The sequence below is a fragment of the Chitinophagales bacterium genome (assembly GCA_020635995.1).
Taxonomy (GTDB): domain Bacteria; phylum Bacteroidota; class Bacteroidia; order Chitinophagales; family UBA8649; genus JAFMKE01.
In genome coordinates this window covers 595,689-622,410 of sequence record JACJYS010000001.1, presented here as the reverse complement: position 1 = coordinate 622,410, position 26,722 = coordinate 595,689, and the positions used below count along the sequence as shown (strand labels likewise).

At 32.5% G+C, this 26,722-nt stretch carries 24 protein-coding genes; 10 read left to right on the top strand and 14 right to left on the bottom strand.

From position 1 onward, the window contains the following. Positions 1–689: 689 nt before the first annotated feature. The 3 genes from H6578_02660 to H6578_02650 form a co-directional block, all read right to left on the bottom strand. Complete coding sequence (locus tag H6578_02660) at positions 690–1,730, bottom strand: ketoacyl-ACP synthase III (protein ID MCB9226062.1); 1,041 nt, start codon at positions 1,728–1,730, stop codon at positions 690–692. Beyond that, positions 1,730–1,957, bottom strand: a complete 228-nt coding sequence (locus H6578_02655; GenBank protein ID MCB9226061.1) for an acyl carrier protein — start codon at positions 1,955–1,957, stop codon at positions 1,730–1,732. The genes H6578_02660 and H6578_02655 overlap by 1 nt, the downstream gene beginning before the upstream one ends. A gap of 65 nt (positions 1,958–2,022) precedes the next feature. Then, complete coding sequence (locus H6578_02650) at positions 2,023–4,869, bottom strand: T9SS type A sorting domain-containing protein (protein ID MCB9226060.1); 2,847 nt, start codon at positions 4,867–4,869, stop codon at positions 2,023–2,025. Positions 4,870–5,049: 180 nt separating this feature from the next. Here H6578_02650 and H6578_02645 point away from each other — a divergent pair, with 180 nt between their 5' ends. After that, complete coding sequence (locus H6578_02645) at positions 5,050–5,511, top strand: hypothetical protein (GenBank protein ID MCB9226059.1); 462 nt, start codon at positions 5,050–5,052, stop codon at positions 5,509–5,511. A 365-nt stretch (positions 5,512–5,876) separates the two neighbouring features. On the opposite strand, the gene galE is transcribed toward H6578_02645, so the two are convergent. Genes galE through rfbA form a run of 3 tightly spaced genes read right to left on the bottom strand, consistent with a single transcriptional unit; the run spans position 5,877 to position 8,698 of the window. Further along, the gene (gene galE / locus H6578_02640; protein MCB9226058.1) at positions 5,877–6,893 is read right to left on the bottom strand and encodes a UDP-glucose 4-epimerase GalE; all 1,017 of its coding nucleotides are present in this window, start codon (positions 6,891–6,893) and stop codon (positions 5,877–5,879) included. A 2-nt stretch (positions 6,894–6,895) separates the two neighbouring features. Beyond that, entirely contained in the window at positions 6,896–7,834 is a 939-nt protein-coding gene (locus tag H6578_02635) for an NAD-dependent epimerase/dehydratase family protein (protein MCB9226057.1), read from the bottom strand. A gap of 3 nt (positions 7,835–7,837) precedes the next feature. Continuing rightward, positions 7,838–8,698 carry a glucose-1-phosphate thymidylyltransferase RfbA gene (gene rfbA, locus H6578_02630; protein MCB9226056.1) on the bottom strand — a complete coding sequence of 287 codons (861 nt, stop codon included), beginning with the start codon at positions 8,696–8,698 and terminating at the stop codon, positions 7,838–7,840. 118 nt (positions 8,699–8,816) lie between these two features. On the opposite strand from rfbA, the gene ubiE reads away from it, so the two are divergent. The 7 genes from ubiE (at position 8,817) to H6578_02595 (ending at position 16,930) form a co-directional block, all read left to right on the top strand. Beyond that, entirely contained in the window at positions 8,817–9,545 is a 729-nt protein-coding gene (gene ubiE, locus H6578_02625; protein MCB9226055.1) for a bifunctional demethylmenaquinone methyltransferase/2-methoxy-6-polyprenyl-1,4-benzoquinol methylase UbiE, read from the top strand. Continuing rightward, positions 9,533–10,219, top strand: a complete 687-nt coding sequence (locus tag H6578_02620) for a PorT family protein (protein ID MCB9226054.1) — start codon at positions 9,533–9,535, stop codon at positions 10,217–10,219. Before ubiE ends, H6578_02620 begins: the two co-directional genes overlap by 13 nt. A 73-nt stretch (positions 10,220–10,292) precedes the next feature. Continuing rightward, a complete protein-coding gene (locus tag H6578_02615; protein MCB9226053.1) occupies positions 10,293–10,907 on the top strand; it encodes a 4'-phosphopantetheinyl transferase superfamily protein in 615 nt (204 codons plus the stop codon). 53 nt (positions 10,908–10,960) lie between these two features. Beyond that, entirely contained in the window at positions 10,961–11,332 is a 372-nt protein-coding gene (locus H6578_02610; GenBank protein MCB9226052.1) for a hypothetical protein, read from the top strand. A 60-nt stretch (positions 11,333–11,392) separates the two neighbouring features. Beyond that, positions 11,393–12,106, top strand: a complete 714-nt coding sequence (locus tag H6578_02605) for a hypothetical protein (GenBank protein MCB9226051.1) — start codon at positions 11,393–11,395, stop codon at positions 12,104–12,106. Beyond that, positions 12,106–13,176: a cytochrome-c peroxidase gene (locus H6578_02600; protein ID MCB9226050.1), complete on the top strand. Its 1,071-nt coding sequence runs from the start codon at positions 12,106–12,108 to the stop codon at positions 13,174–13,176. The genes H6578_02605 and H6578_02600 overlap by 1 nt, the downstream gene beginning before the upstream one ends. 421 nt (positions 13,177–13,597) lie before the next feature. Beyond that, the gene (locus H6578_02595) at positions 13,598–16,930 is read left to right on the top strand and encodes a WGR domain-containing protein (GenBank protein MCB9226049.1); all 3,333 of its coding nucleotides are present in this window, start codon (positions 13,598–13,600) and stop codon (positions 16,928–16,930) included. Between the two features lie 433 nt (positions 16,931–17,363). On the opposite strand, the gene H6578_02590 is transcribed toward H6578_02595, so the two are convergent. The 5 genes from H6578_02590 to mfd form a co-directional block, all read right to left on the bottom strand. Then, positions 17,364–17,534: a hypothetical protein gene (locus H6578_02590; protein MCB9226048.1), complete on the bottom strand. Its 171-nt coding sequence runs from the start codon at positions 17,532–17,534 to the stop codon at positions 17,364–17,366. 140 nt (positions 17,535–17,674) lie between these two features. Continuing rightward, a complete protein-coding gene (locus H6578_02585; GenBank protein MCB9226047.1) occupies positions 17,675–17,890 on the bottom strand; it encodes a hypothetical protein in 216 nt (71 codons plus the stop codon). A gap of 208 nt (positions 17,891–18,098) precedes the next feature. Next, complete coding sequence (locus tag H6578_02580; protein ID MCB9226046.1) at positions 18,099–18,551, bottom strand: nucleotidyltransferase; 453 nt, start codon at positions 18,549–18,551, stop codon at positions 18,099–18,101. Beyond that, positions 18,544–18,741, bottom strand: a complete 198-nt coding sequence (locus tag H6578_02575; protein ID MCB9226045.1) for a hypothetical protein — start codon at positions 18,739–18,741, stop codon at positions 18,544–18,546. The genes H6578_02580 and H6578_02575 overlap by 8 nt, the downstream gene beginning before the upstream one ends. A 29-nt stretch (positions 18,742–18,770) precedes the next feature. Beyond that, positions 18,771–22,136, bottom strand: a complete 3,366-nt coding sequence (gene mfd, locus H6578_02570) for a transcription-repair coupling factor (protein MCB9226044.1) — start codon at positions 22,134–22,136, stop codon at positions 18,771–18,773. A 118-nt stretch (positions 22,137–22,254) separates the two neighbouring features. Here mfd and H6578_02565 point away from each other — a divergent pair, with 118 nt between their 5' ends. Both H6578_02565 and H6578_02560 read left to right on the top strand, forming a co-directional pair. Continuing rightward, complete coding sequence (locus H6578_02565; GenBank protein MCB9226043.1) at positions 22,255–22,602, top strand: hypothetical protein; 348 nt, start codon at positions 22,255–22,257, stop codon at positions 22,600–22,602. 31 nt (positions 22,603–22,633) lie between these two features. Continuing rightward, a complete protein-coding gene (locus H6578_02560) occupies positions 22,634–23,707 on the top strand; it encodes an HlyC/CorC family transporter (GenBank protein ID MCB9226042.1) in 1,074 nt (357 codons plus the stop codon). Between the two features lie 98 nt (positions 23,708–23,805). Here the strand turns inward: H6578_02560 and H6578_02555 are convergent, their stop codons facing one another. The 3 genes from H6578_02555 to H6578_02545 all read right to left on the bottom strand — a co-directional run bounded on the left by H6578_02555 (position 23,806) and on the right by H6578_02545 (position 26,716). Next, positions 23,806–24,531, bottom strand: a complete 726-nt coding sequence (locus tag H6578_02555; GenBank protein ID MCB9226041.1) for a hypothetical protein — start codon at positions 24,529–24,531, stop codon at positions 23,806–23,808. A gap of 123 nt (positions 24,532–24,654) precedes the next feature. Then, positions 24,655–25,779: a Fic family protein gene (locus tag H6578_02550; protein MCB9226040.1), complete on the bottom strand. Its 1,125-nt coding sequence runs from the start codon at positions 25,777–25,779 to the stop codon at positions 24,655–24,657. Positions 25,780–25,930: 151 nt separating this feature from the next. Beyond that, entirely contained in the window at positions 25,931–26,716 is a 786-nt protein-coding gene (locus H6578_02545; GenBank protein ID MCB9226039.1) for a class I SAM-dependent methyltransferase, read from the bottom strand. Between the last annotated feature and the right edge of the window lie 6 nt (positions 26,717–26,722).

Genomic DNA, 26,722 nt, shown 5'->3' with positions numbered 1-26,722 from the left:
CTTTTATACCTATTAGGAATATATAATAGTCCAATCTCGGCTTCGCCTTATTGTACTAAATATATTGTTCTATCTATGACTATCCGTAAAGATACCTATGAAGTATTTTACATTAACTTTTCTTTAGTAGAAAAGTTACAAAAGAATCGCACTAAGTTTTCAGCGACCCATTATAACCTTAACTCCTAAAAATCAAAAACTCATCACTCCGTTCTTCAAACAGTTTAATTTTTTACGGAGTTTTCGGTTAATGGGTGCCCCACTTGCAAACTTAAGGTGCACTTTTTATCTGACCTTAATCAAAAATACGTTAAGAAATGATGTAAAACAGACATCCAAAATGAATGAAATTATAAAACGGCAAACAGACAAATTAGTATGCTCCTACAAGTAGAACCACTATGGGAAAACTAAAATTGAGCATACATTAATTTGTCATCGTCTGTTTTATGGCATTTTAGTATTTTTGATTACAGTCTTGATTCCTGTCTGCCGATAGGTAGATTTTGTTACTTTTGTATCAAGACAAAAGTAAAAGACCACAAACTGTAACTCAAATTACTTAAACGTCCCGAGATGCTACCTTAAAGCATAAATTATTGGTATAATAACGGATAGTCATAGTTCTATCGGCATTTACCATTGTAAAGCACAAAATAGATTAGACTATTTTGTGTTAACAATTGGTATTATATTTCTACTATAGCTAAAATTAGTGTGTTTTGTAGGTTAATATATGCTGAGCCCCATGATAATCCTACGCCAAAACCCGACAGTATAATATTATAATTCTGTTGAGGTTTATTTGATAAAGTAGCAACTATAGTAACGGGAATAGAGGCGGAACTGGTGTTCCCATAATTTTCTAAAGTGCTTGGTGCTTTTGAAGGCTCAATATTGAGTTTTTTTATCAAACTATCATTCATTAGTTTATTTGCCTGATGAAAAAAATAATATTCTATAGTTTCTTTATTTATATTAAAAGATGATATTAAATTATTAATATTTGGGACAACTTCTCGTCTTGAAAAATTAAAAACTTTTATGCCGTCTAATGTCATATCTATAGGACTATGACCTTTATTTTCATCAAATAATAAAGATTTTTTGGTAAAAGGACTTGCTACGCCACCATCTTTTCTAATAATAGCATCATAACCCTTTCCGTCTGTTTGTAAATTAAAATACATCGGTTTTGCATTGCCGTCATAACTTAAAAGTGTAGCAGAGCCCGCATCGGAAAACAATGGAGCCGTAGCTTTGTCTTTTTCATTTATTATTTTGGTAGAAGTATCGCCTACTAAAAGTAAGGCTGTACCTTTTGTGTTTTGTAATAAAGAAGCTACTACCGATAAACCATAAACATAGCCTGAACAGCCTAAATTAATATCAAAAGCTAAGCAAGTTTGTGGCAAATCCAATTGATTTTGCAATATTGTAGCAGAGCAAGGTATAGTGTAATCCGGAGTTTGCGTTACAAAAACTAATAAATTAATTGCTGCTCTATCCGTTTTGGTTTTATTTAGCAATTCTTCAGCACTTGCTTTGCAAAGAGTAAGGGCTGTTGTGTTATTATCTGCTACCCTTCTATATTTTATACCCGTAGTTTTAACAAACTGTTCTTTTTCTTTTTGAGTATGGTATGGGTAGTTTTGGTTACTTACTTTGGTTTTGGGTAAAGAGGCTACTATTCCTTTAATAGATATATTATTTATGCTAAATATTGCCATTACATTTTTGATTTTACCACATCAAATAGCTCGGCAATTGTTGAAGTATTTTTAATATCCTCCGCATCTAAAACTACATTTAAAGTATCATCTATGTGAGCTATAAGCAAAAGAGCTTGCATAGATGTCCAATTCTCCAATTCTTTATATTTTGTTGATGCTGTGAGTGTTTCGCTTATTTCGTCAAAACTTTCAGTGAAGATTTTTATAAAATCATTAAGGTTCATTATGTAAAAATAAAAAATGGAGCAGAATATCTACTCCATTTTTTAATTATTTATACAATTATTTGCTATTTAGTTATCAAAAGCTTTCTGGTTTCTTTGCCAAATGTGCCTTCAAAGTTGATAAAGTACGTGCCACTTGATAAATATTCTGTATTTACCGTGTAGCTCGCTTTGCCTGTTTCTACTCTTATCTTTTCTGTTCTTACTAACTTACCCACTTGGTCATAGATATTCACACTTATATCCTGTGCTTCGCTTATCGTCATCTCTATTTTTACACTGGTATGATGCTCTCTTGACGGGTTCGGGATTATCTCGCCTATCTCATCTCTTTGTGTTTTTCCTATTGATGCCGTTTTTATATCAAACATCTCATACTGTCCGTCATAGTCCACTTGCTTTAACTGGTAATAATACAATTCATCTGCTACTACTTCTATATCTTTATAATTGTAGTTTCTTATTTCATTACTGTTTCCATTGCCCGTAATTTTGGCTATCTTCTCAAAGTTGATGCCGTCTGTACTTCTTTGTACTTCAAAATAATCATTATTGATTTCTGTAGCTGTACTCCAGTTTAAAGCTATATACTCATTGTTTACACCTTTGGCTTCCCATGTTACTAGTTCCACCGGTAGTGGCACATTATGTTCTGACCCGTGTAAATAAATATCAGAGAAACTGCTTACATTAAAGTCCACATAGTTGGCTGCATAAGTTGCATCATAGCCGTTTCCTATTTGTGTTAAGAATGTGCCTCCTGCACTTCCTGGTGCTGTTCCTGTAGCATATTTTGTGCCTACTATATCTCCTATGGTATTTACATCATCATCATCTTCGCATCCATTGGGGTCATAAGCCGGTGCTGTGCTTGATGTATGCGATGCTGCTATTAAGGAATTTAACTCTGCTGTTGTAAAGTATAATCTTACGGTTACATTATTGGTATACCAACCTGTATTGCTACTACTCCATCTAAAATATCTTCCCATATACGCATTATTACCTCCGCTACATACTGCTGAGGCACTTGCATTTCCTACATTTGGTACTTCTACGGTTACATCGCCCATGCTTTGTCCGTTGTCATTTACTGATGCTATTATGTTTCCACTTGCATCAAAGAAATGTACCCAGTTACTTACCCCATTTGACACGCATGTGCCTGTAGCTCCTGCTGTAGTGGTTATTGGTAATCCTACGTTTACATCTATTTGCACATCATCTGTACTGTCAGCACACACGCCATTGCTTATTGTCCATGTAGCGGTATATGTTCCACTTCCTGCTGATGCAAAACTTACTTGTGCATTATAGTCAGCAGCACTTGTGCCGTTTACATATGTTGGTGTTGATGGACTCCATGTCCACGCTCCTGTTCCCGTTGCCGGATTATTGCCTGACATTGTAAAGGTATCTTGGAAACATGCTATGGCATCTGCTCCTGCTACTGCTGTGCTTGGGGTGGCATCTACGGTTATTGTCTTTGTCGCTGTCGTTGTTCCACATGAACCTCCATTTGTTGTTAAGGTTAAAGTTATACTTCCGCTTTCACTCGCTCCTGCTGTATATGTAGCTGTTGAAGGATTTGTAGCATTTGCCCATGTCCCTGCTCCTCCACTCCATGTGCCTCCTGTTGCTCCGCCTCCTACTGATCCTCCCATTGCCGCTGATGTCGCTCCTTGACATATCGCTGATAATGCCCCGCCTGCATTTGCCGTAGGATTAGGATTAATAGTTACATTCACACTTCCCTGTGTTCCCCAACAGCCTGCTACACTTCTTGACCTAAAGTAATAAGTACCTGAACTCGTTATGTTCTCTGATGTGCTTGCTGTTGTTGTACTTGTTCCATTGCTCGTTGTGCCCTGGAAGTATATTGTGCCACCTGACCCTCCACTTGCCGTTATTGTTGTATTACCACAGAATGTACCACCTCCGCTTACTGTTGTAGCAGATGGTACAGAATTAATAGTTACATTCACACTTCCCTGTGTTCCCCAACAACCACCATTCATGGCCCTAAAATAATACGTGCCTGAACTTGTTATGCTTTCCGATGTGCTAGGTGTTGCTGTACTTGTTCCATTGCTCGTAGTGCCTTGGAAGTATATAGTTCCATTTGCTCCTCCACTTGCTGTTATTGTTCTTGAACCTCCACATTGTGTTCCACCACCACTGACTGATACTGAGCCAGGAGTAACAACCCTATACGTCAATGTTGAGGAGCTATTAGTCCAACTACAATTATTTAATCTATTTGAGCTAAATCTAATTGATGTAGCAGAGCCTGAATTCCAAGCAGATTGATCAGTTGTAATAGTGGAACCCGAATTAGGAACTCCACGAAAACCAGAGGCACCAGTGCCACTACTCCATGAAAAATAGTAATTCGTATTTGTTTGTAGTGCAAATGTTTCTGCCGCTCCTGATCCAAAACCAAAAGTTCTTGTAACACAATCAGCTGTTGTCTCATTTCCTGTTTCCTCTCCTATATCATATCCGTCATACCTTACTGTAAATTCAAAACCTGAATAAGTTACTGAGCCATCAGAATCAAATCTAACTGTTATAGACTCACCTACATTACCAGTATGAGTATATGAACCTGAACCATTAAGAGTTGCTATCAAGGTTCCACCTGTGCCAACACCACTATATATATATATATAATCGTAACTAGATTCAACCTCGTATGAGCCTGATATATATACTCTCGCTCCCGCACTTGTTGGGTTTAAAACTGTATAACCATCCCAATTGTTTCCGTAATTCCCAGTACCTCCATCGTCATAGAGAGTCATACAATCACCATCATCTGTATAAGTATTACTGCCTGATCTGGGTACATTTAAAGCAAATGAACTGTTTGCTAATAAAAGGATTAAGAATATTAGTATAATTTTTTTCATAAGTTAAATTTTAGTTTGTTGTCAAATCAATATAAAAGCATAATTAATACTGTTATGACAAACCAATTATAGTAGGTAAAAATACTAATTTTAAATTGTAAACCAATATTTCAAGTACTTTTTTTTAAAAAAAACTGTTTCAATAAAAAACTGGCTCTATTTTTGAGTGTTTTATGCATTATGAAATACTTGACATTATTATTAATTTTTTGCGGATTTTCTTGTAAAACGCCCAACAATATTAAGCAAAACACTAACAAAACATACGATGATGACTTTGTTTTATTGCAAAGAGGTGGTTGTTTTGGCACTTGTCCTATTTATGAAATTACGCTTTATGCCAATGGAAAAATAAACTATAAAGGGAAAGCTTATACCGATTATATTGGTTTTTATACCGGGCAAATTGACCCACAAATTGCTTATAATCTCTTCAATAAAATTAAAACTTACAATTGGGCTGCTTATCCTGAAAAATATCCTATTGACAATGTAGATTTTCCACAGTTTCAGTTAAGTTATAATACTAAAAAAATTCAAAAAACCATTAAAGGAAATAATAGAGCAGATACCGAACTTATAGAACTTACTAAAGAATTGGACGGGTTTGTTAAAAAAGCTGAATTGAAATTAATTGAATAATACTGTATAAGTTTAATAATTGAGAGATTCTTCGTTACGTTGCCCTCCACTCAGAAAGACGTGAGGGAACAAATGCCGTGCGTCTTTCTGACCAAAGGGAAGAATCCTTTTGTAATACCAATTGTAAAACACAAAATAGATTAGACTATTTTGTGTTGATAATGGTAAATGCCGATATATTCCTAATCCGTATGAGATTGCTTCACTCCGTTCGCAAAGACGAATCTACACAAGCACGTCCTTGCGAGTGAAGCACGAACGAAGCAACGACTTGGAGGAGTGCCACGAGTAAAACGATTTTTGTTAAGATAGATATTTCACTTCGTGCAATATAACAAGTGAGGTACATTTTTCTACCGTAGGCATTATAAAACATTCTTTTTATCCCATTCATAAGCACTTTTCATCATTTGCTCTACGGTAATTTTAGGATTCCAGTTCAATATATTTTTAGCTTTAGTATTATCTGCGTAAATTGCCACCACATCGCCCGATCTTCTTGCTTCTAAAGTGTAGTTTAATTTCAATTCATTTGCTTTTTCAAATGCCTTTATCATTTCTAACACACTTACTCCATTGCCTGTGCCAAGATTAAAAACTTCTACTTCTGTTTGCTCTTGCTGCTTAAGTAAGCAATTTAAAGCCTGAACATGCGCATTGGCTATATCGGAAACGTGTATATAATCTCTTATGCACGTACCATCTCGGGTAGGATAATCTGTACCTGCCACACTAAATTTCTCATATTTACCTAAAGCTGTGCCCGTAATACGTGGCACTATATTTTGTGGTTGCACTCTTGGTTTTTCGCCTATACATCCACTTTGGTGTGCCCCGGCAGGATTAAAATATCTCAATAAAGTAGCTTTTATATCACTAATACCTACTACATCATTTACTATTTGCTCTCCTATTACTTTTGTGTTGGCATACGGGCTTTCGGGTTTTGCCAGTGGGCAATTTTCATCTACAGGCAGTTTTTTAGCATTGCCATAAACGGAACAAGAAGACGAAAAAACAAAATTATTTACTTCAAATTTTTGACAAGCTTCTAATACATTTGTCAAACTGTCAATATTATTTTTGTAATATAATAAGGGCTTTTCTACCGATTCATTTACATATTTTTTAGCCGCAAAATGAATAACACCTACGGCATCTTTATGCTCTTCAAAAACTTTTAATGTAGCTTCTTTATTGCACAAATCAATATTGTAATTCTGTACTTTCTTGCCTGTTATTTTAAAAACACCTTCTAATGCCGTTTCGTAAGAATTGCTTAAATTATCAATAGAAATAACCTCAAAACCACTTTCTATTAAGCTAACTAAAGTATGTGAACCAATATAACCACAACCTCCTGTTACTATTATTTTTGCCATTTTTACTTGTAAAGTACTAAGCCTTGTTTTAGTATTTGTTTTATGCCTTCTCTTATTGGAAACAAATCTCTACCCAATAGTTTTCTCATTTTTTCAATATCCGGTTTGCGTTTTTTCATATCACCTTCTTTTAAAGGTGGCAAATGCACTATTTTAGATTTTGAGCCTGTTTCTTCTATTATTATTTTAGCTAAATCTAAAATGGTAACTTCTTGGTCGCTTCCTATATTTACGGTGTCATTAATATAATGTCCATTTTCAAAACTGCTTACTGTGGCATCTATATTGTCTAAAATATAGCAAAAAGTTCGGGTTTGCGTTCCATCGCCATATATAGGGATGTTTTTATTATGCAAAGCTAAGTTTAAGAATTTACTCATTACAAAATCTACACTTTGTTTGGGACCATAAGTATTAAAAAATCGGAAAATGGTATAATCTAAATCAAACTCTTGCTTATAACTACGCAAAAATGCTTCTCCTACATTTTTAACCACCGCATAAGGCAGTCTTGAGTTAAGAGGCGTTGTTGCTTCGTTTTGAGGATGCTCAATAGGTTCTCCATAAACTTCAGAAGAAGAAGCAAAAAACACACGTTTTACATTGGTGTTTTTACATAAATCTAATACGTTTTTTATACCTATAATGTCTTCTAACACCAGCTTAGGATTTTCTAAAGTACGCTGTACGCCCACCACCGCTGCATAATGGAATACATAATCAAATTTATAAGCCAACATTACGGAAGAAATATCTTGAAAATTATTGCAATCGGCTTTTATAAATCTACAATTCTCATTGTCTTTATTTGGTAGTCTTTTTTCATCTCCTGTTAAAAGATTATCTACTATAACTACTTTATGGTCGGTAGTGTTTACTAAGTGGTCTGCTAAACTGCTCCCTATAAATCCTGCACCACCTGTTATTAATATTTTCGCCATTTTTTATTTAATTAAATTCATTAAGTATTCGCCATATCCACTTTTTAGCAAAGGTTTAGCCAGCTTTTCCATTTGTGTTTTATCTATAAAACCTTGTATATACGCTTCTTCCTCTATACATCCTATCTTAAGTCCTTGCCTTTCTTCTATTACTTGCACAAACTGCGAAGCTTGCATTAAAGAGTTAAAAGTTCCAGTATCCAACCAAGCTGTTCCCCTATCTAAAATACCTACACTAAGTTTGTTTCTTTTTAAATACTCTTTGTTCACATCAGTTATTTCATATTCTCCTCTTGCACTCGGCTGTATGTTTTTAGCTATTTCTACTACATCATTGTCATAAAAATATAGCCCCGGCACTGCATAATTAGATTTTGGATTTTCCGGCTTTTCTTCTATAGAAATTGCTTTTTGACGGCTGTCAAATTCTACCACGCCATATCTTTTAGGATCGCTAACATGGTAGGCATAAATAACTCCTCCATCGGGATTATTATGGCTTTTTAAAAGTTCTCTCATTCCTGAACCATAAAAAATATTATCGCCTAAAATAAGTGCACATTTATCATTTCCTATAAAATTTTCTCCCAGCACAAATGCCTGTGCTAAACCATTAGGCACATGCTGCACTTTATAAGAAAACGAACAACCAAACTGACTGCCATCGCCCAGCAATCTTTCAAAATTAGGCAAATCTTGTGGAGTAGAAATAATTAGTATCTCATTTATTCCTGCCTGCATTAGCGTAGATAAGGGATAATAAATCATAGGCTTATCGTAAATAGGCATCATTTGCTTGCTTAAAGCATAAGTAATAGGGTAAAGTCTTGTTCCAGAACCACCAGCTAATATAATTCCTTTCATAATTAAGAGCAAATATACTGTATTAAGCGTTGTTTTAATTATAATTGAATAAAGTTGTTTTACTTAATGCTTATTTTTTAACTTTGCCACAAGATTTTTTTAACAAGTAATACGCATTTTGAGCAATAAAGTAACGCCCTACCTTAAAGAAGACGAAAGCAAAAAGAAGCAAGTTGAACAAATGTTTGATAACATAGCTCATCGCTACGACTTTTTAAATCATCTTTTATCGGCAGGAATAGATAAACTTTGGCGAAAAAAAGCCATAGAAAGTATAAGACCATATAAACCAAAAATAATGATGGATATGGCTACCGGCACGGGCGATTTTGCCATAGATGCATCTGAAAGATTAGATTTACAGCAATTAGTTGCCTTAGATTTAAGCGAAGAAATGCTTGAAATAGGCAAAAAGAAAATAAAAACAGATAAACACAAAGTAATCAACTTTGTGAAAGGCGATAGCGAAAACATAAATTTTGCCGATAATACTTTTGATGCTATGACAGCAGGTTTTGGCGTGCGTAATTTTGAAAATTTAGAAAAAGGACTTTCCGAAATGCTGAGAGTACTAAAACCGGGTGCTCCGTTGGTTATTTTAGAAATTTCGCAACCCGATAATAAACTCCTAAAAGGCTTATTTGGCATATATTTTAAGGGAATACTTCCTGCCATAGGCAAGCTGTTTAGCAAAGACCACCGGGCTTATACCTACTTGCCTGAATCTGTTGAAGCATTTCCCAAAGGAAAAGAATTTACAGAAATTTTAAAAAAAGTTGGCTTCAAAAATGCTAAACACCAAGCTTTAACGTTAGGTATATGCGCAATGTATTTATGCGAAAAATAATTGTACTCATACTTAGCCTATTTTTATGGGCTGGTGCTCATGCACAGATGAATTATCTAAAAAAAGGTAATAAGCTTATCTATTTTGGTATTTCATTAGGGGTAAACTATGGCGATTATAAAGTAATACGCAAACCAAAACTCAATTCTTTTAATACCGATAGTGTAAAATTAATTAGCTCAAAATTTGGTCCCGGTTTTGATTTAGGCATTATAGGAAATTTACAGTTTCATAAATATATGGATTTCCGTTTTGTGCCCACACTTTCTTTTTCCGATAAATCTATTGAATTTACGGATATTAATAATGTTGTAGTAAAAAAAACCATACCTTCAATATATTTAAGTATGCCTTTTTATTTTAGGTATAAAAGTAAACCCATTAAAGATTTTAGGTTTTTTGTGCTGGCAGGTATTCGGTATAATTACGACCTTAACTCAAACTCTAACGAAAGAAATGCCGAAAGCCAAATAATAGTAAACAAACACGATGTAGGTTTTGAAATGGGTTTTGGTTTCCAAATTTTCTTCCCAAGTTTTGTAATGTCGCCAGAAATTAAAGTTTACCGTAGTTTTACCAATATAAAACAGCCTAATCCGGAACTTATTTACTCCAGAGCTATAGATAAAATGTTTTCCCGAATTTTTACCCTTTGTATTAATTTAGAAGGATAGCTATTTAATTGTTAATGTTGAATGATTAATGGTTAATTATTCGCATTTAATGGTTAATTATTAATGATTAATTATGCCCGTAGCATTTGAACAAAAAATAGAAGATAAGCACATTATGGTTTGGGAAATAACTGAACCGCTGTCTTTTTTTGCACAGCAAATAGTGCTTAACAAAGAAGAAAGTGAAGCCTACCACAATATCCGTTTTGAAAAAAGAAAATTAGAATGGATGGCAGCACGCTATGTGCAGCGTCTATTAATAAACGATACTACAACTAAAGACCAGTTTGGTAAACCTCATTTACAAAATTTAAAAGGATATATTTCTATTTCCCATTGCCAAAATTATGCTGCAGCCATTTTTTCTGCTCAAAAACCTGTGGGCATAGATATAGAACCTGCCAACGAAAAAATACTGCGTATAGCAGATAAATATACTTCTCAAAATGAGTTTAACTTTATAGATAAAAACAAGGAAGTGGAGCATTTAATAAACAACTGGTGCATAAAAGAAGCTATTTATAAATATTATGGCAAAAAAGAACTGAATTTTAAAGAGAATATATGCATTCAACCATACCTGCTTTCCGACCAAACTTGTACCGTTTTATTTAGTAAAAATGAAGAAAAAGAAGAGCTAAAAATTCATTTCAACAAAATAAAAGACATAATTATCTCTTTTTTGTAAGTTTTGTATTAAAAATCACAATATATGCGGTATTTTTATCGTAACTTTGCAGTGTGAAAAGGGCTTTATCCATATTTTTTTTAAGCCTATTTATTAGTGCCAATTTTTACAATGTAGTTGTTTACATTATTTATAATGCTAACAAAAGCTATATTACAGAAGTATTTTGTGTAAATAAGGATAAACCCGAGCTAAAATGTAATGGAAAATGCCATTTAGCTAAAAGTTTAGCAGCAGCAGAAAAAGAAAAAACTGAAAAAGAAACTACACCATCGCTATTGGTCTTTGCCCCTTTTCTTATTTCAGGAGTAGATTCTAATTATCCTAACATTGAGCAACAAACAAAAACATATATCGTTAAAAAAGAAAAAAAGCTAATAGACAAATATCATTTTTATATATTAGATCCTCCAAAAATTGTTTAATTTAAACATACAAAACACATACTTTTAAGAACAATTATTATTAAAAAAATTAAACAGAAAATGAAAAAAATAATAAAAATAGCCTTTGTACTTGCATTCTTTGCAACAACATTATCATCATGCAAAAAAGATGAAGAAGGCACTATAAAAATAAACTATAAAGCAACGGTTAATGACCAAGAGCTAAGTTTTTATCAGCCATACATTATTAATGGCGATACTATAACTTTTGAATTGTTTAAGTTTTATACTTCAGACATAAAAATTTATGACAAAGATGATAATTCAGCTATATCGCTTGGCGATGTGCATTTAGTAAACTACGATGATGCTGATTCAAAAACTCAAAGCATTACTGTAGATGCTACCGCTTATAAAAATCCAACATTTATGATTGGCTTAAGCGATGAAAGAAATATGACTGACCCGAGTTCTTATACCTCCGATAGTCCGCTTAGTTTGCAACAAGGCAATTATTGGCTAATGGCAAGTTCTTACATCTATTTTAAAATAGAAGGATTTAGAAAAGTAAATGGTGTAAACGAACCTATGGTATATCACGTTGGGTTTAACGGCATGGGCGTTGAAAAAACTGCACAAAAAGCACTTTCGGTTTTTGATGAGGGTACTACTAATATCAATTTTACAGTAGATTTTGACGACATGTTTGCCAATATTGATTTTGATACAGAAAGTACTACGCACACTACAGACAATATGCCATTAGCTCAAAAAATGATGGACAATTTTGTTAATGCCACAACTATTGAGTAATGAAAACAAGAATTTTATACATTGGACTAATACTTTTAGTTTTGGGGGCTTGTAAAAAAGACCCTGTGCCAAATGGATTATACGATGACACGCCTTATGTAATTGAGAAATATTATAGGTTTCCCGTAGCAGAAATTCCTACTGACAATCCTTTAACACAAGCAAAAGTTGATTTAGGTAGAAAATTATTTTACGAAACAAGATTATCGCAGTCTAAAACCATGAGTTGTGGTACTTGCCATGCACAAGCTAATGCTTTTACCGACAACGGCAAAGTACTTTCTGTAAACGACATAGGCAACAATACAGCAAGAAACTCATCTTCTATTGTTAATTTAGTTTGGTCGGACAAAGGTTTTTTTTGGGACGGCAGACAACCCACACTTGAAGATGCCGTAGAAGATGCTATTAATGCAGAACAACACGTGCCTTGGGAGTTTACTTTAGACGAAATAAAAGCCGATACCATGTATCAAAATGCTTTTGCTCGTGCATTTAAAAATGAAGAAATAAGCAGACAGAGCATTAATATGGCTATAGCTTCTTTTATGCGAATTATTATTTCTAAAGATTCTAAGTTTGACAAATTTACAAGAGGAGAAGCGAGCTTAACAGAACTTGAATTAGAAGGTTTAAATAATTTATTTTTAACAGAAGATGGCGATTGTTTTCATTGCCACGGAGTTTATCCTTTTATGACCGACAATGATTTTCATGACAATGGACTGCAAGCTAATATAAATAATGTAAATGAATATGTAGATAAAGGCTTGGGAGAAATGAATGGCGTTAGCACCGACTTAGGAAAAATGAAAGCTCCTCCGTTAAGAAATTTATCTTACACGGCTCCGTATATGCACGATGGGCGTTTTGCTACCTTAGATGAGGTTATAGATTTTTATAGCGAAGGTTTGCATCGCACACCAAACATTGATCCTTTAATGAAAAAGATAGACCACGGTGGATTACAACTTGATGCACAACAAAAAGCAGCACTAAAAGCTTTTCTTTTAACACTTGACGACCCTACGTTTATAGCAAACGAAGAGTATAGTAATCCGTTTGAGTGAAAATAACAACAAAAAAACTCCGAATATTAAAACATTCGGAGTTTTTTTTGTTATTTTATGTGTATATCCCATACCGATTAGGAATATATAATAGTCCTATCTCGGCTTCCAACTTATTGTACTGAACATAATTACACAATAATAAGAATACTTTAACTAAAGATTGCTTCACTCCGTTTGCAAAGACGAACCGACATAATACCGCTTAGGATTGGTATAATATGCGAGTAGGTAAAAAATCTAAAGGAAAATAATTTTATGTCCGAATGTTGAAATACTAAGGTATATAAGTTGGTTTTAAAATGTTTAATATAATTTTACAGCTACATAACTTTGGTTTATTACCTCAAACTACAACATATTATCGGCTAATAATGCACAGCTTGAAGCCATAAATGCTTCAAATAAAGGGCAAAGTTTTGTGGTGCAAGGACCTCCGGGTACAGGAAAATCGCAAACCATCATAAATATTGTAGCCAATAATTTAGCTAAAAGCAAAAAAACGGCAGTAATTAGTCAGAAAAAGCAGGCATTGCAAGTAATTGTACAAAAAATGGGAGAAGTACAGCTTAACCATTTATGTATGCTTATTTTTGAAAAGAATGATAAAAAACCCATAGTTGAAGATATAAAAGAATGTTTTGAACAAGCATATAACAGTTCTTACCCGCTTCAAAAAATAGAAGAAGAACGCAAGCAAATATGCTCTCAAATACAAGAGATAGAACAGCAGTTATTACAGTATCATACTGCTTTAAAAAATAAAGGAAACAATACTATAACACCTATTTATAGGTTGTTGCAAGAAACTTTTAGCATACCTAATTTTAACTTTAGCGATATTGAAGAAACCCAAAATTTCTCTTATGACAATTGGGTACATTTTGGCAAAGCCATAGAACAATATTTTGCTACAAAAACTGAAAATGAACTTTTATTAAAAAAGTATTTTTCAAAGCAGACTTTTCAAAATAAAATAAACGAAGAAATTTTTAATGCAGAGCTTTCTAATATTTTAAGTATAGCCAATGAAATTATTTCGCTTCAAAATGCGGATAGTTTAAACTTTGAAAATATTAATGTAGCGTATAATTTTTACAAGCAATTTTCTACTATTCCTTTTTATCAAGAAGCAACTTTTGTAGCCTTGTTAAATGAAAATTCTACTGCTTTTAAAACACTTAAAAACGAAAACCAACAGCTTTTTTTATTAGAAAAGGAATTAAAAGGACAAGAAGCCAAAAATACTAAATGGCATATACTTCCACCTATAGAAGTAATTGAAAACCTACTTGAAAGATTAAAAGTGTTAGACCAAAAATTCTTCCCTTATTTTACTAATGAGTTTATCAAAATTAAAATAGTATTTAGTAAATATTTTAACGGATATATTGGCGGTATAAAAAGAACAATTTTTCTTTTAAAACAGCTTAAAAATCAGATTAAATTAGGAGCTGAACTTGAAAATTATAAAACAGAACTTTTAAAAAAATACGATAACTACAATTCTGTAGAACTTCAAAAAGACTACGAAGCAAAGCATAAAAATATAGATAAAAGAGCCTTGCAGTGGTACGCAGAAAAATGGGAAAACAAAGAACACTTAACGTATGAAATTAAAATAGCAAAGGAATTTTTATTGCTCAAAAGTATAAATGCTCTCTTTAACTTAAATGCTGTTGAAAACATAAACCAGCTCAAAAATTTGGTACTTAAATTCCAAAATAATTATGAAATTTATGCATCGTTTTTTCCTGTATTAAATACTTTATATCAAGCAGATGAAAACTTTCAGAATTTTGTTTTTAATGCCAATAATTCTACCGAAATAAAAGAAAGTTTATTAAAAAATGCCTTGCTTCCTGTGTGGGAAAATGTAAAACAGCAAACACAGAATATTGACACTGAAAAACTAAGCGAGCAGTTAAAACAGCAGTATAATTTACTACATAAAATAAACGCTATTTATATAAAAGCTAAGCAGCATGATGCTTTTATGCAAAAATATACTTTAGGGCTTACAAGTGTGGCACATTTAAGTGAACAGGAGATTGCTGAACGAGAAAAACTGAAATTGCAACACGATTTTTTGCAAAATGAATTTAGTAAACAAATTAGGTTTAAACCATTAGAAGAATTAATAGATAAAGCTGATGTTTTACTTCAAGAACTAAAGCCTGTTTGTTTGCTGAGAACAGATTTATTTGAAGAAGTTTTTTCAAAAAATAAGAACTATTTTGATACTATAATTTTTGATGAAGCCAGCCAAATCCCATTAGTTGAAGCAGAAATTTGCTTACAGCAAGCTAAGCAAATTATTATTGTTGGCGATTCGCAGCAGTTGCCTCCTACCACTTTTTTTGCCACAAAAGAAGAGCAACAAACATTGAGCGTGAGCTTGTTAGATTCTTACGAAAAACAGTTGCCTAATTATCATTTAAACTGGCACTACCGCAGCATAGATGAGCGTTTAATTGCTTTTAATAATCAAGCTTTTTACAACAATAATCTGCTTACCATTCCCAATAATAAAATTGCTCAATATACTGACGAAAAAATTGTAGTAAAATATCCAAATCAAGCATTTCAGTTTTATCAAAGTGTGTATAAAAAGCCACTGAGTTTTCATTATATAGCTGGGGCAGTTTACCAAAACGGCATTAACCCCAAAGAAGCTGAATATATAGCACAATTAGTTAAGCAATTATTGCTTTATAATAAGCAAATGAGCATAGGCGTTGTGGCTTTTTCAATAGAGCAGAAAAATGAAATACAAAGAGCTTTAAGTGCTATAGATTTTTTTGATAAAAATATTAAGGAAGTACTGGAAGTTAAAAAATACCGCTATAAAAATTATGAAGATTTTATAGTTAGAAATTTAGAAAATGTACAAGGCGATGAGAAAGACATAATTATAGTAAGCACCACTTATGGTTTTGATGCAGAGCAGAAATTAAACTTAAATCTTGGTCCGCTGAATAAAGAAAATGGCACAAAAAGGCTAAATGTGCTTTTTTCAAGAGCAAGGAAACACATGGTGGTGGTTAGTTCATTGTACAGTAATGAAATACAAACAGAGAATGACAATATAAATACGCTTAAAAGTTACCTTCATTATGCCCAAACCATAAGCGAGGGGCGAGCCGTTTATAATGCCGGAGAACAACATAAAGAAGCTGTGCTGTTTTTAAGTAAATCAATAAAAAAGCAGCTGATTAATAAGGGATATGAAGTAGAAGAAAATATAGGTTTTTCAAATTTTAAATGCCATTTAGCTGTAAAAGGCACGGATAATTATCGTTTAGGTATATTGTTAGATGATGACATGCATTATTCTAATAGTAATATATATGAACAGTATGTCCAAAAAGTAGAGCTATTGCAAAATAGAAATTGGGATATAATTAGTATTGCTGTTATTGATTGGATAAATAACGAGCAAAAAGTACTTAACAAAATAGAAAAAGCCCTACAAATGGAGCCGGCTAATCTTCCGCAAAATATTGCTACTGAAAGCTTAGAACAATTTGAAAAGAAAGAAAAAGAATTGCTTTTTACCCGATTATTAAAACAAGGCAAGCAAAGTATGTTTTGGGAAATAGCTATTGATGGAACAGATTTAATAATCCTTTATGGAAAATTAGACCACAAAGGCACCAAACTCATAAAAAATACCGAAAGTGTAGCAGATGCCATTACCTTAAAACGCAAATTAATCCAAAAAAAGACCAAAGAAGGCTACAATCGCTTTTAAATAAAATTTAAAAAGATAATAGAAAAAATAAAAAAAGATAAAAATATCTTTTTTTATCAAAAATTTGTTTACATTTGTTTTAGTTTTTAATGTGGAAGATAATATCCTTTCTTAAAAACAAATCAAATTAAGATATTATTGTAGCTGAAAATTGAGTTGAAACTAATCTAAATTTGATATTAACAAGACTTTATCCCTTTCAATCTGGCAAGAGCTATACATACTTATTTTAAACAGTTGTATAGCTCTTGTTAATTTATACCGTTAGGGATATGTAATAGTCCAATATCGGCTACGTCACATTGTACTAAATATATTATACACAATATAAAAAAATATAGTATAATAGAGAGTTATTAGAAGCGATTCCTACACATAAAAAAAGGGCTGAGAAAATCTCAACCCTTTTTTAAAGTTTTAAACTGCTTGAATATTATTTCTTGCAATCGTAACCTAATGCCTCATAATAATCTTTCCAAGCATCTAAAGAGCCATATCCTGTAGGCATGTCATCTTTACAGATTTCTACATCGTCAACTCCACTTTTAGTGCATGTATAACATTTACTACAAGAAGATAAACCAATGATACCTGCTACGCTCAATACTAAAAATAATTTTTTCATAATTTTTATAAATTTATAAGTTAAATAATGACACAAATATAAATCAAAAAATGTTAATTCAAAATGTTTTGGTTAAAATTTTATAAAAATACGTCAATTGACGTATCTGTATTAGTATTTTAATCTTTCTTATCTACTATTATCGTTTTCTTATCTTTTTTATTAAAAAATCGGTCAAAGAATTTAATATTTAGTTGCTTAAGAGCATAAGCTAATATAGCTAAAGCTGTGGCTTCATCTATCCAGCCTATTATAGGAATAACATCTGTAAACTCGGGAATAAATATATAAATAGCTGAAAAAACTGCTACAATTATCCAAAATAATCTTTTCATGGTATTGTTTTTACTATTATAAACGCAAATTATTTGCCAAAAGTTTTCCCTTAAAACCTAACAACTTTTATTTTTACCCATACACAAAACCCTCAATATCTTCTAACCTTTCTTTGGCTTGTTGCATGCTGGCTACATCGCTGAAGTTTAGTATTAAATATTTATCGGTTTGTTTTAGCTGTGCGTGTGTTGGAAACTGCTGTACAAATTATGATTCTAAATGATTCAAATCATCTAAGTCTTTATATCTATTAGCTGCTTTTTTTGCTTTAATCAAATCCCTAACATCTATCATTTTAACTTGAATTTCATCAAAAACAGTTTCAATTGCAAACTTGAATGTCTCAGTAAACTCCAAACCTTTAACTTTAGTTAATATCTCAATGCAAACTGGTGGTTTACCAAATGTAAAAACATCAAAATTATTACTCAAGAAATTCTGTTCGGTCATATCAAAAACAGACATGCCAAATTCAATAAATGCTTTGCTTAATTTTTTATAATTTTCTGAATTTGGGTTTATCCATATATCTAAGTCTCCAGTTGTTCTGTTATAGCCGTGATAAATAACTGCATAGCCTCCAACTATAATATATTCAACCGAATTATTATTCAGTGCTTTTAAAAAATCTCTAAAATCATCATTAAAAACATTAGCCATTTTTCCGCATTTTAAAAGCTGTTCTATCAAGTTTTATATCCGTTGTATAAGGTAAATTATAGGCTGAACAAATTAGATACCAAGCCGCTTTAAATCGCTCTCCCACTGTTTTGCTTTTCCAATATTCCGTTTGATTAGAGGATTCTTCAAAACTTTGCATTTTAAAATGATTTCTATCCAACTTGTACATATACTCAAATTTACAAAATTTAAATTACTTTATTGATACACAAACCCCTCAATATCTTCTAACCTTTCTTTGGCTTGTTGCATGCTGGCTACATCACTAAAATTTAGTATTAGATATTTATCGGTTTGTTTTAACTGGGCGTGTGTAGGAAACTGCTGTACAAACTGAATGATTTTTCCAAATACTTCTGTTTCATAAAAAGCAGATGCTTGATTTTGTATAAAATAGCAACTCATTTTGCCATTTTTGGCTATTATGCGTTCCATACCTAATCCTGTAGCTAACCATTTTAATCGCATGGCATTAAACAATTCTTGCACTTGTATTGGAATATCGCCAAACCTATCTTCTAAATTTTGAGCAAAGGCCTTTAGCTCCTCTTCGTTTTTACAATTGTTTAAGTCTGTATAAATAGCTAATCTCTCACTTACGGTATTTATATAATTATCCGGAATAAGCATTTCTAAATCTGTATCTATTTGGCTGTCCCGCACAAAATCTCTTTTCTCTTTTAGCTCTTCTTTATACAGTTCTTTAAATTCCGTTTCTTTTAGTTCTGTTATAGCTTCATCTAAAATTTTATGATAGGTTTCAAATCCTATTTCGCTTATAAAACCACTTTGCTCGCCTCCCAATAAATTTCCTGCTCCACGTATATCCAAATCTCGCATGGCTATATTAAATCCGCTACCCAGCTCTGCAAATTCCTCTATGGTTTTTAATCTCATTCTTGACTCTCGCGTTAAAGTACTCATTGGCGGAGCAAACAAATAACAAAAAGCTTTTTTATTGCTTCTACCCACTCTCCCCCGTAGCTGATGCAAATCGCTTAAACCAAACATGTGAGCATTGTTTATAATAATCGTATTGGCATTAGGAATATCTAAACCTGTTTCTATAATATTGGTACTCAACAATACATCAAATTTATGTTCTACAAAGTCTTTCATAGCACGTTCTAACTGATGCCCTTCTAACTGTCCGTGTGCTATTCCCACATCTACATCTGGTAGCATACGGTGTATCATTACCTTTAAATCGCTTAAATCTTTTACTTTATGATGCACAAAAAACACTTGTCCACCTCTATATACTTCAAATTCAATAGCTTCTTTTATAATATCTGGACTAAAAGCGTGCACTTCAGTTGTAACAGGCTGTCTATTAGGTGGTGGCGTTTGTATTACGCTTAAATCTCTTGCTCCCATTAATGAAAACTGCATGGTTCTGGGAATAGGCGTAGCTGTTAGGGTAAGTGTATCTACATTGGCTTTAAATTCCTTCAATTTATCCTTTACGGCAACCCCAAATTTTTGCTCTTCATCTACTATGAGCAAACCTAAATTTTTAAACTTTACTTTTTTGCCCACTATACCATGTGTGCCTATAAGTATGTCTATTTTTCCTTCTTTCAGTTTTTGTAAAGTATCATTTTTTTGAGCTGTACTTTTAAAACGGTTTATATAATCAACTGTTACAGGGAAATCTGCAAAACGCTCTTTAAAGGTTTCGTAATGCTGATAAGCTAAAATAGTGGTAGGCACCAAAACGGCAACTTGTTTACTATCGCATACGGCTTTAAAAGCGGCTCGCATTGCCACCTCTGTTTTACCAAAACCTACATCTCCACATATCAATCTATCCATAGGCATTTCCTTCTCCATGTCTTCCTTTATATCAGCAGTTGCTTTTTCTTGGTCTGGTGTGTCTTCATATATAAAAGAAGCTTCTAATTCATTTTGCAAATAATTATCTGGAGGGAAAGCATGTCCTTTTTGTGCTTTTCTTTTAGCATACAATTTTATTAAATCTTCTGCAATATCTTTTATCTGCTTTTTGGTTTTGCTTTTTAGCTTGTTCCAAGTGTCCGTTCCCAGCTTATTTATTTTGGGCTGCTGACCTTCTTTTCCACTAAATTTTGCTATTTTATGAAGTGAATTAATACCTACGTAAAGCAAATCGTTATTGGCATAAATAATACGCACCATTTCCTGCATTTTGCCAGCCACTTCTACTTTCTCTAAACCGGAATAACGCCCTACCCCATGGTCTATATGAGTTACAAAATCGCCTGGCTGCAATTCATTAAGTGTTTTTAATATTAAGGCTTTATCCTTTGAATAACCTTGACGAATTTTATATTTGTGGTATCTATTAAATATTTGATGATCGGTAAAAATAGAAACACCCAAATCTTCATCGGTAAAACCTTCATGTATAGCTTTATTAATAGGATAAAAGGTAACTTCTGCTTGTAAATCTTCAAAAATATGGTAAAAACGTTCTATTTGCTTTGGGTTTTCGGCAAACAAAATGTTCTTTATTCCTTTTTCTTCGTTTTGTTTAAATGCTTGTATTAGTAGGTCAAAATTCTTATTAAAAATAAGCTGTTTTTGTTGTTTATAAGCTAAGGTTAAATGACTTTTAAAGTAATTTTTAGTGCCAAATTCAACAATATTAAACGGCTGTACTGCATTTAAAATAGATGCCGGAGTTTCAAACACCTCCCGAGGGTCTTCTTTTAAAAATGGATTTTCACTCAGTTCTACATTGCTTTCAAATTTTTCTTTTACAGCAAGTGCCGTATTCATGTTATTATCCAATACTTCTATTAAATAATCCATATTTTTAATCCAAACACAAGTTCGGGGAGTAAGTATTTCAAAAAAGCTGGTTTTTTCTTCTTTAGTAAAATGCGTTTGTACATTAGGCACTATAGTTATGCGTTCTATCTTTTTTTGCGAAAGTTGAGAAACAGGGTCAAAAGTTCTTATACTTTCTACTTCATCATCAAATAATTCTATTCGGTACGGAAACTCATTGGCAAAAGAAAATACATCTACAATATCTCCTCTAACAGAAAACTGACCCGGCTCAAAAACAAAATCGGTGCGTTCAAAACCGTATTCTATGAGCATTTCGGCTGCAAAATCTATATCAAATTTTTCTTGCAGTTTAATGTTGAGCATATTTTTAGCCAACACTTGCTTTTTTACTACTTTTTCAAACAATGCCTCCGGGTAAGTAATAACTATTTCTGCCTTTGTAGTTGGGTTAGTTATGCGGTTTATAGTTTCTGTACGCAGTTGCACATTGCTATTATTTAGCTCGTGTATTTGTCCACTTTTTTTAAAAGAATCGGGAAAAAAGAAAATATCTTTTTGTGTTATTAAACTGCTCAAATCATTATGAAAATAAGCGGCACTAATGGCATCTTCAAGCACAAAAACATGACTGTTTCGGCTTTGTCTAAAAACGGTTTCGGCAATAAAAGGCATAGCAGAGCCGTGCAAACCATTTAAAAATATCTTTTGTTTGCTTCCTGAAAGTTGCTCAAGCAGTTGAGCCGTATTTTTACTGTTTTTAAATAGCTGCGTAAGCTCTTCAAAATTCATAGGACGACAAAGATAGCGTAATTAGCTGATTAGCTGAAAAGTAAATTAGCAAACTTCAAAATCATTAACAATTAAAAATTTATCATTTAATTTTAACTAATTACCTTTGCTCTCACTTATGACAGACGAACAAAGAGATGCTGTACTTAGCAGTTTGCACAATGACTTAGAAAAAAAGAAATATCTTTTAGAAACTATTAAAGATGAAATTTTAAGCCAAGATATTTCTAACTATCCTATTTTTGTGGCAAGTACTAATTATATTGACTTAGGCAAACTTTTAATAGATAAAGTACAAGGCGGAAATTGGCATTTTTCAGCTTCTCACTTAGAAGAATTTGTACATAAAAGCATAATAGCTATGGATAAAGTTGACGGATTTAGAGATTTATACAAACAGCATGCCGATGAGCTTTGTATATTTGTGATTGATAATGACATGGGCGATTTTGTATTTTTACCATAATACATAGTTCCTCATAGCAATACTACATTTTATGACTTTACTGATATTATTTTTTGTTCTTTCCATCTCATTTTCATTTTTATGCTCTATTTGGGAAGCTGTTTTACTAAGCATTAATCCTTCTTATATATCTACTCAAGTAAGCAAAGGAACGGCTACAGGAAAGCTATTAAAAGAATACAAAAAAGATATAGACAAACCTTTATCTGCCATACTTACGCTTAACACCATAGCCCACACTGTAGGAGCCATAGGCGTGGGAGCACAGGCAGGTAAAGTTTTTGGTGAAAACTATTTTAATATATGGGGTTTTCATTTAAGCTATGAGTCATTAATAGCCGGAGCTATGACTTTAGCCATTCTTATTTTATCTGAAATAATACCTAAAACAATAGGTGCTAATAATTGGCGAGCTTTAGCTCCATTTACGGTACAATCTATAAGAATTTTAATGATTATACTTTTCCCTTTAGTGTGGATGAGCCAATTAATAACAGGCTTTTTAAAGAAAAACAAAGACGAAAGTGTATTGAGTAGAGCAGATTTTGCTGCTTTAGCTAAAACCACAGCAGAGTCTGGTGCTATAGAAAAGGCAGAGCATAGCATTATTAAAAATTTGTTGAGTTTAAGCGATTTAGTGGTAAGAGATATAATGACGCCCCGAACGGTAATAATGAGTGCTAAAGCTGACGATACTATTATAAACTACTATGAAAATCATAAACCTCTGCGTTTTTCAAGAATTCCAATTTACGATGCTGATACTGAAGATTTTATAGGAATGATATTGAAAGATGAAATGCTTGAAGAAATAGTAAAAAACAACGGAGAAAAAAAGCTTAGAGATATTAAAAGAGATATTCTTTATGTACAAGATAATACGGCACTTAAAGATTTTATGGGACAATTAATAGCGGCCAATGCACACGTGGCATTGATAAATGATGAATATGGCAGTGTAGTAGGTGTAGCCAGCATGGAAGATCTTTTTGAAACCTTGCTGGGCATAGAAATAATGGACGAAACCGATAATGTGGAAGACCTACAAAAGTTAGCACGCAAAAGATGGGAAGAAAGAGCTAAAAAGATAGGAATAATTGAGTAGTTTTTTGGTCGGTGGACTTTAGTTTGTTGGTAGATAGTTAGATTTTTACGTAGCCATTTATACCACCATTATAATTGATGGCATGAGTAATTGAAAGTTTAATAGCCATAATCTGATAAGCATTTTTTTCCTGCTTTTTTTCTAACAACACCTATTGGCAATACAACTGTACCAACAGTAGCAAAAAAACCGCCAACAATATATAATGGTGTAGCCCATACTTCCGGATTTGAATAACGATTGTTTTGCTGAACTAAGATAGTGGTTAGCACTCCGCCAACGCCAATTCCCATAAATGTACCACCAAGTATAGACATAATTTTTCCCTGACGAACCATAGCATTACATTTTTCTCGTGGGATTAAATTTTCATTTATTTCCTTATTATAACTTTCTTGCCTTAACATTATAGATGTATTATAAGAGCCTTTCCCAACCCAATTTAATAAAGTAGTATCGCCAGCTTCAGGTTTTCTAAAATTTTTGTACTTAGCAGGAAATCCGGTTACATTAACTTTTACATTTTGATTAACAATTTCAGTTTCATAAATAGGTTCAACCAACACGTCTGCCTTGGCTTTATCTAAAGCATTATTTAAAGCCATGTTTTTAGCATAGGTTACAGAAACACTATCTTTTTCAAAAGTTCCCTTTACTTTGTTCTCATCCACTTCTAAATCAACTAATACAGGAGATTGTATTATTGTTGAATTACTAACATTTTGAGCATTGGCATCTTTATAATAAGCTTTATAAACGCCTGTTGTAGTTTTACAGCTGTTTAAAAGTATTATTCCGACAAAAAAGAAGAAAATATTTTTCATATCTGTTTTAGTGTTTTATTTTGCCCTAAAGTTAATAAATATAAGCATATTTTTTGCTGTGTTGGCAACAAAAAAATACAAAATAGATTAGACTATTTTGTGTTAACAATTTGATAATATTTTTCAATTCTCAAACAGCTTTAAATATTCGTCCAAAATAAACAATCGCCCACGGTCAGCCCCTGTAATTTCCTTTAAAATACCTGCTTCTTCCATTTTATCTATTAGTTGATAAACGGATTGTGGTTGTTTACCAATAATTTTTCCCACTTTAGCTGCATCAACCACCGGATTGGTATATAAAGTTTCCAAAAGCAATTTGGCATCATAACTTCTGGCACCAAATTTTGAAATTTTACTTTCCAATTCTTTAGATAAGTGCATAATACCATTAAATGTTTCTACTCCTTTTTTTGCCGTTTCAATTACGCCCACCAAAAAGAATTTAAACCATTGCGAGATATCATTATGTGTCCTAACTCGCATCAAATTATCGTAATACAACGTTCTATTTCTTTCAAAATAATCTGATAAGTATAGTATAGGTCGTTTTAAAATTCCTTTATCAACCAAATACAAGGTTATTAATAAACGCCCCACTCTACCATTGCCATCTAAAAAAGGATGAATGGTTTCAAACTGGTAATGAATTAATGCTATTTTCAACAAATCCGGCATCGGGTTAAATTCGTCATTGGCAAATTTTTCAATATCCGATATTAAATCTGAAACCGTATGATGAACAGGAGGTATAAAAACAGCATCATTAATACTGGCACCGCCAATCCAATTTTGAGAGGTTCTAAAATCTCCCGGCATTTTATGCTCGCCACGCACGCCTTTAAGTAAAATTTCATGCGTTTTTTTTATCAATCTTGATGAAAATGGCAAAGTATGTAGCATTTCAACAGCCTGATTCATGGCAACAATATAATTTTGTACTTCATCCCAATCATCACGTTTTTCTATAGCTACATCTTCTTTACTTAAAAAAGCCTCCTCTATATTGGTTTGTGTACCTTCTATTTTAGAAGATTGCGTAGCTTCTTTGGCAATGTGCATTTGAATAAACAAATCAATGTTTACATATTCCGAATACATATCCAAGCGTCCTATTTGCCTATCTGCTTTACTTAAAAGATTAAGTACCTCCATATTGTCAATCATCCAGTTTCTATTAATGAAGTTTGGCTGAAAGCTTTTATAATATCCTTGGTTTTGATATTGTCCGGATTGAAAATTTTTCATTTAAAAAGTAATTAAAAGTCAAAACAAAGATAATGCTTATTTTGACTTTTTGAAAAAAATCAAAATAGCGATATTTTTAAGTTTGACTTTTTTAGAAAAATCAAAATAGTGATTGGGCTAATTTTGAGAATAAAGAGAAATTACATACATTTTAAACTAGTGCAAGTTTACATGAAACAATAATTTCTGAAGAAGTAGTTTCATTAAACGGACTAAAATCGTAATAACCATATTTATTTATTATCTCAAAGCCATTATTATTAAGTAGTTCAAATAATTGCTGAGGAGAGTAATATTTCAACTTTAAAAATTCGTAATAATTCTCGGTTAATTTCCCTTCCGTAATTTCATACCTCAAATCTGTATAGATAATTTGATTTTCTGTGTCAATATCTTTACCGCAACTGTATCGTTTTATAATCTTATTACCTTCTTTTAATTCTGTGTCAAGTTTTTCTGCGTATTTCCAGTTTTTGTCCATTTTTTTGTATGGATTAAAAACATGAATAATAAAACGGGCATCTTTTTTCATGTGTTTTTTTACACAAGCAAAAAACAAGCTAATTTCTTCTTTGGTGGTTAATGCTTGAAAGGATGAAAAAGGAATAAAAACAAACTCATATTTTTTAGTAGTTTTAAAGTTTATTATGTTTTGCTGATATAATGTTATTATACTTTTAACCGCATCTGTTTCTTTATTTAGTTTGCTTTTAAATACAGACAACATTGATTCTGATAAATCTACCCCATCTATTTTATAGCCATGTTTTGCAAGTGGAATTGTAATTCTTCCTGTGCCACAGCAAAGTTCTAAAATGCTATTTGTATTGGGTTGAAACAACTTGTTGTAAAATGCAATATCATCTTTTACTTTTTCCCTATCATCAAAATCATAATAATGGGCGGTAGTGGTATAAAGGTTGAATAAATTTTTCATAAGGTA

What these genes read in the sequence shown, in the direction of transcription:
- H6578_02660 (MCB9226062.1), bottom strand. Translation starts at nt 1,730, where the DNA reads ATGGCAATATTTAGCATAAATAATATATCTATTAAAGGAATAGTAGCC.
- H6578_02655 (MCB9226061.1), bottom strand. Translation starts at nt 1,957, where the DNA reads ATGAACCTTAATGATTTTATAAAAATCTTCACTGAAAGTTTTGACGAA.
- H6578_02650 (MCB9226060.1), bottom strand. Translation starts at nt 4,869, where the DNA reads ATGAAAAAAATTATACTAATATTCTTAATCCTTTTATTAGCAAACAGT.
- H6578_02645 (MCB9226059.1), top strand. Translation starts at nt 5,050, where the DNA reads ATGAAATACTTGACATTATTATTAATTTTTTGCGGATTTTCTTGTAAA.
- galE (MCB9226058.1), bottom strand. Translation starts at nt 6,893, where the DNA reads ATGGCAAAAATAATAGTAACAGGAGGTTGTGGTTATATTGGTTCACAT.
- H6578_02635 (MCB9226057.1), bottom strand. Translation starts at nt 7,834, where the DNA reads ATGGCGAAAATATTAATAACAGGTGGTGCAGGATTTATAGGGAGCAGT.
- rfbA (MCB9226056.1), bottom strand. Translation starts at nt 8,698, where the DNA reads ATGAAAGGAATTATATTAGCTGGTGGTTCTGGAACAAGACTTTACCCT.
- H6578_02620 (MCB9226054.1), top strand. Translation starts at nt 9,533, where the DNA reads ATGCGAAAAATAATTGTACTCATACTTAGCCTATTTTTATGGGCTGGT.
- H6578_02615 (MCB9226053.1), top strand. Translation starts at nt 10,293, where the DNA reads ATGCCCGTAGCATTTGAACAAAAAATAGAAGATAAGCACATTATGGTT.
- H6578_02605 (MCB9226051.1), top strand. Translation starts at nt 11,393, where the DNA reads ATGAAAAAAATAATAAAAATAGCCTTTGTACTTGCATTCTTTGCAACA.
- H6578_02600 (MCB9226050.1), top strand. Translation starts at nt 12,106, where the DNA reads ATGAAAACAAGAATTTTATACATTGGACTAATACTTTTAGTTTTGGGG.
- H6578_02585 (MCB9226047.1), bottom strand. Translation starts at nt 17,890, where the DNA reads ATGAAAAGATTATTTTGGATAATTGTAGCAGTTTTTTCAGCTATTTAT.
- H6578_02580 (MCB9226046.1), bottom strand. Translation starts at nt 18,551, where the DNA reads ATGGCTAATGTTTTTAATGATGATTTTAGAGATTTTTTAAAAGCACTG.
- H6578_02575 (MCB9226045.1), bottom strand. Translation starts at nt 18,741, where the DNA reads ATGTACAAGTTGGATAGAAATCATTTTAAAATGCAAAGTTTTGAAGAA.
- mfd (MCB9226044.1), bottom strand. Translation starts at nt 22,136, where the DNA reads ATGAATTTTGAAGAGCTTACGCAGCTATTTAAAAACAGTAAAAATACG.
- H6578_02565 (MCB9226043.1), top strand. Translation starts at nt 22,255, where the DNA reads ATGACAGACGAACAAAGAGATGCTGTACTTAGCAGTTTGCACAATGAC.
- H6578_02560 (MCB9226042.1), top strand. Translation starts at nt 22,634, where the DNA reads ATGACTTTACTGATATTATTTTTTGTTCTTTCCATCTCATTTTCATTT.
- H6578_02555 (MCB9226041.1), bottom strand. Translation starts at nt 24,531, where the DNA reads ATGAAAAATATTTTCTTCTTTTTTGTCGGAATAATACTTTTAAACAGC.
- H6578_02550 (MCB9226040.1), bottom strand. Translation starts at nt 25,779, where the DNA reads ATGAAAAATTTTCAATCCGGACAATATCAAAACCAAGGATATTATAAA.
- H6578_02545 (MCB9226039.1), bottom strand. Translation starts at nt 26,716, where the DNA reads ATGAAAAATTTATTCAACCTTTATACCACTACCGCCCATTATTATGAT.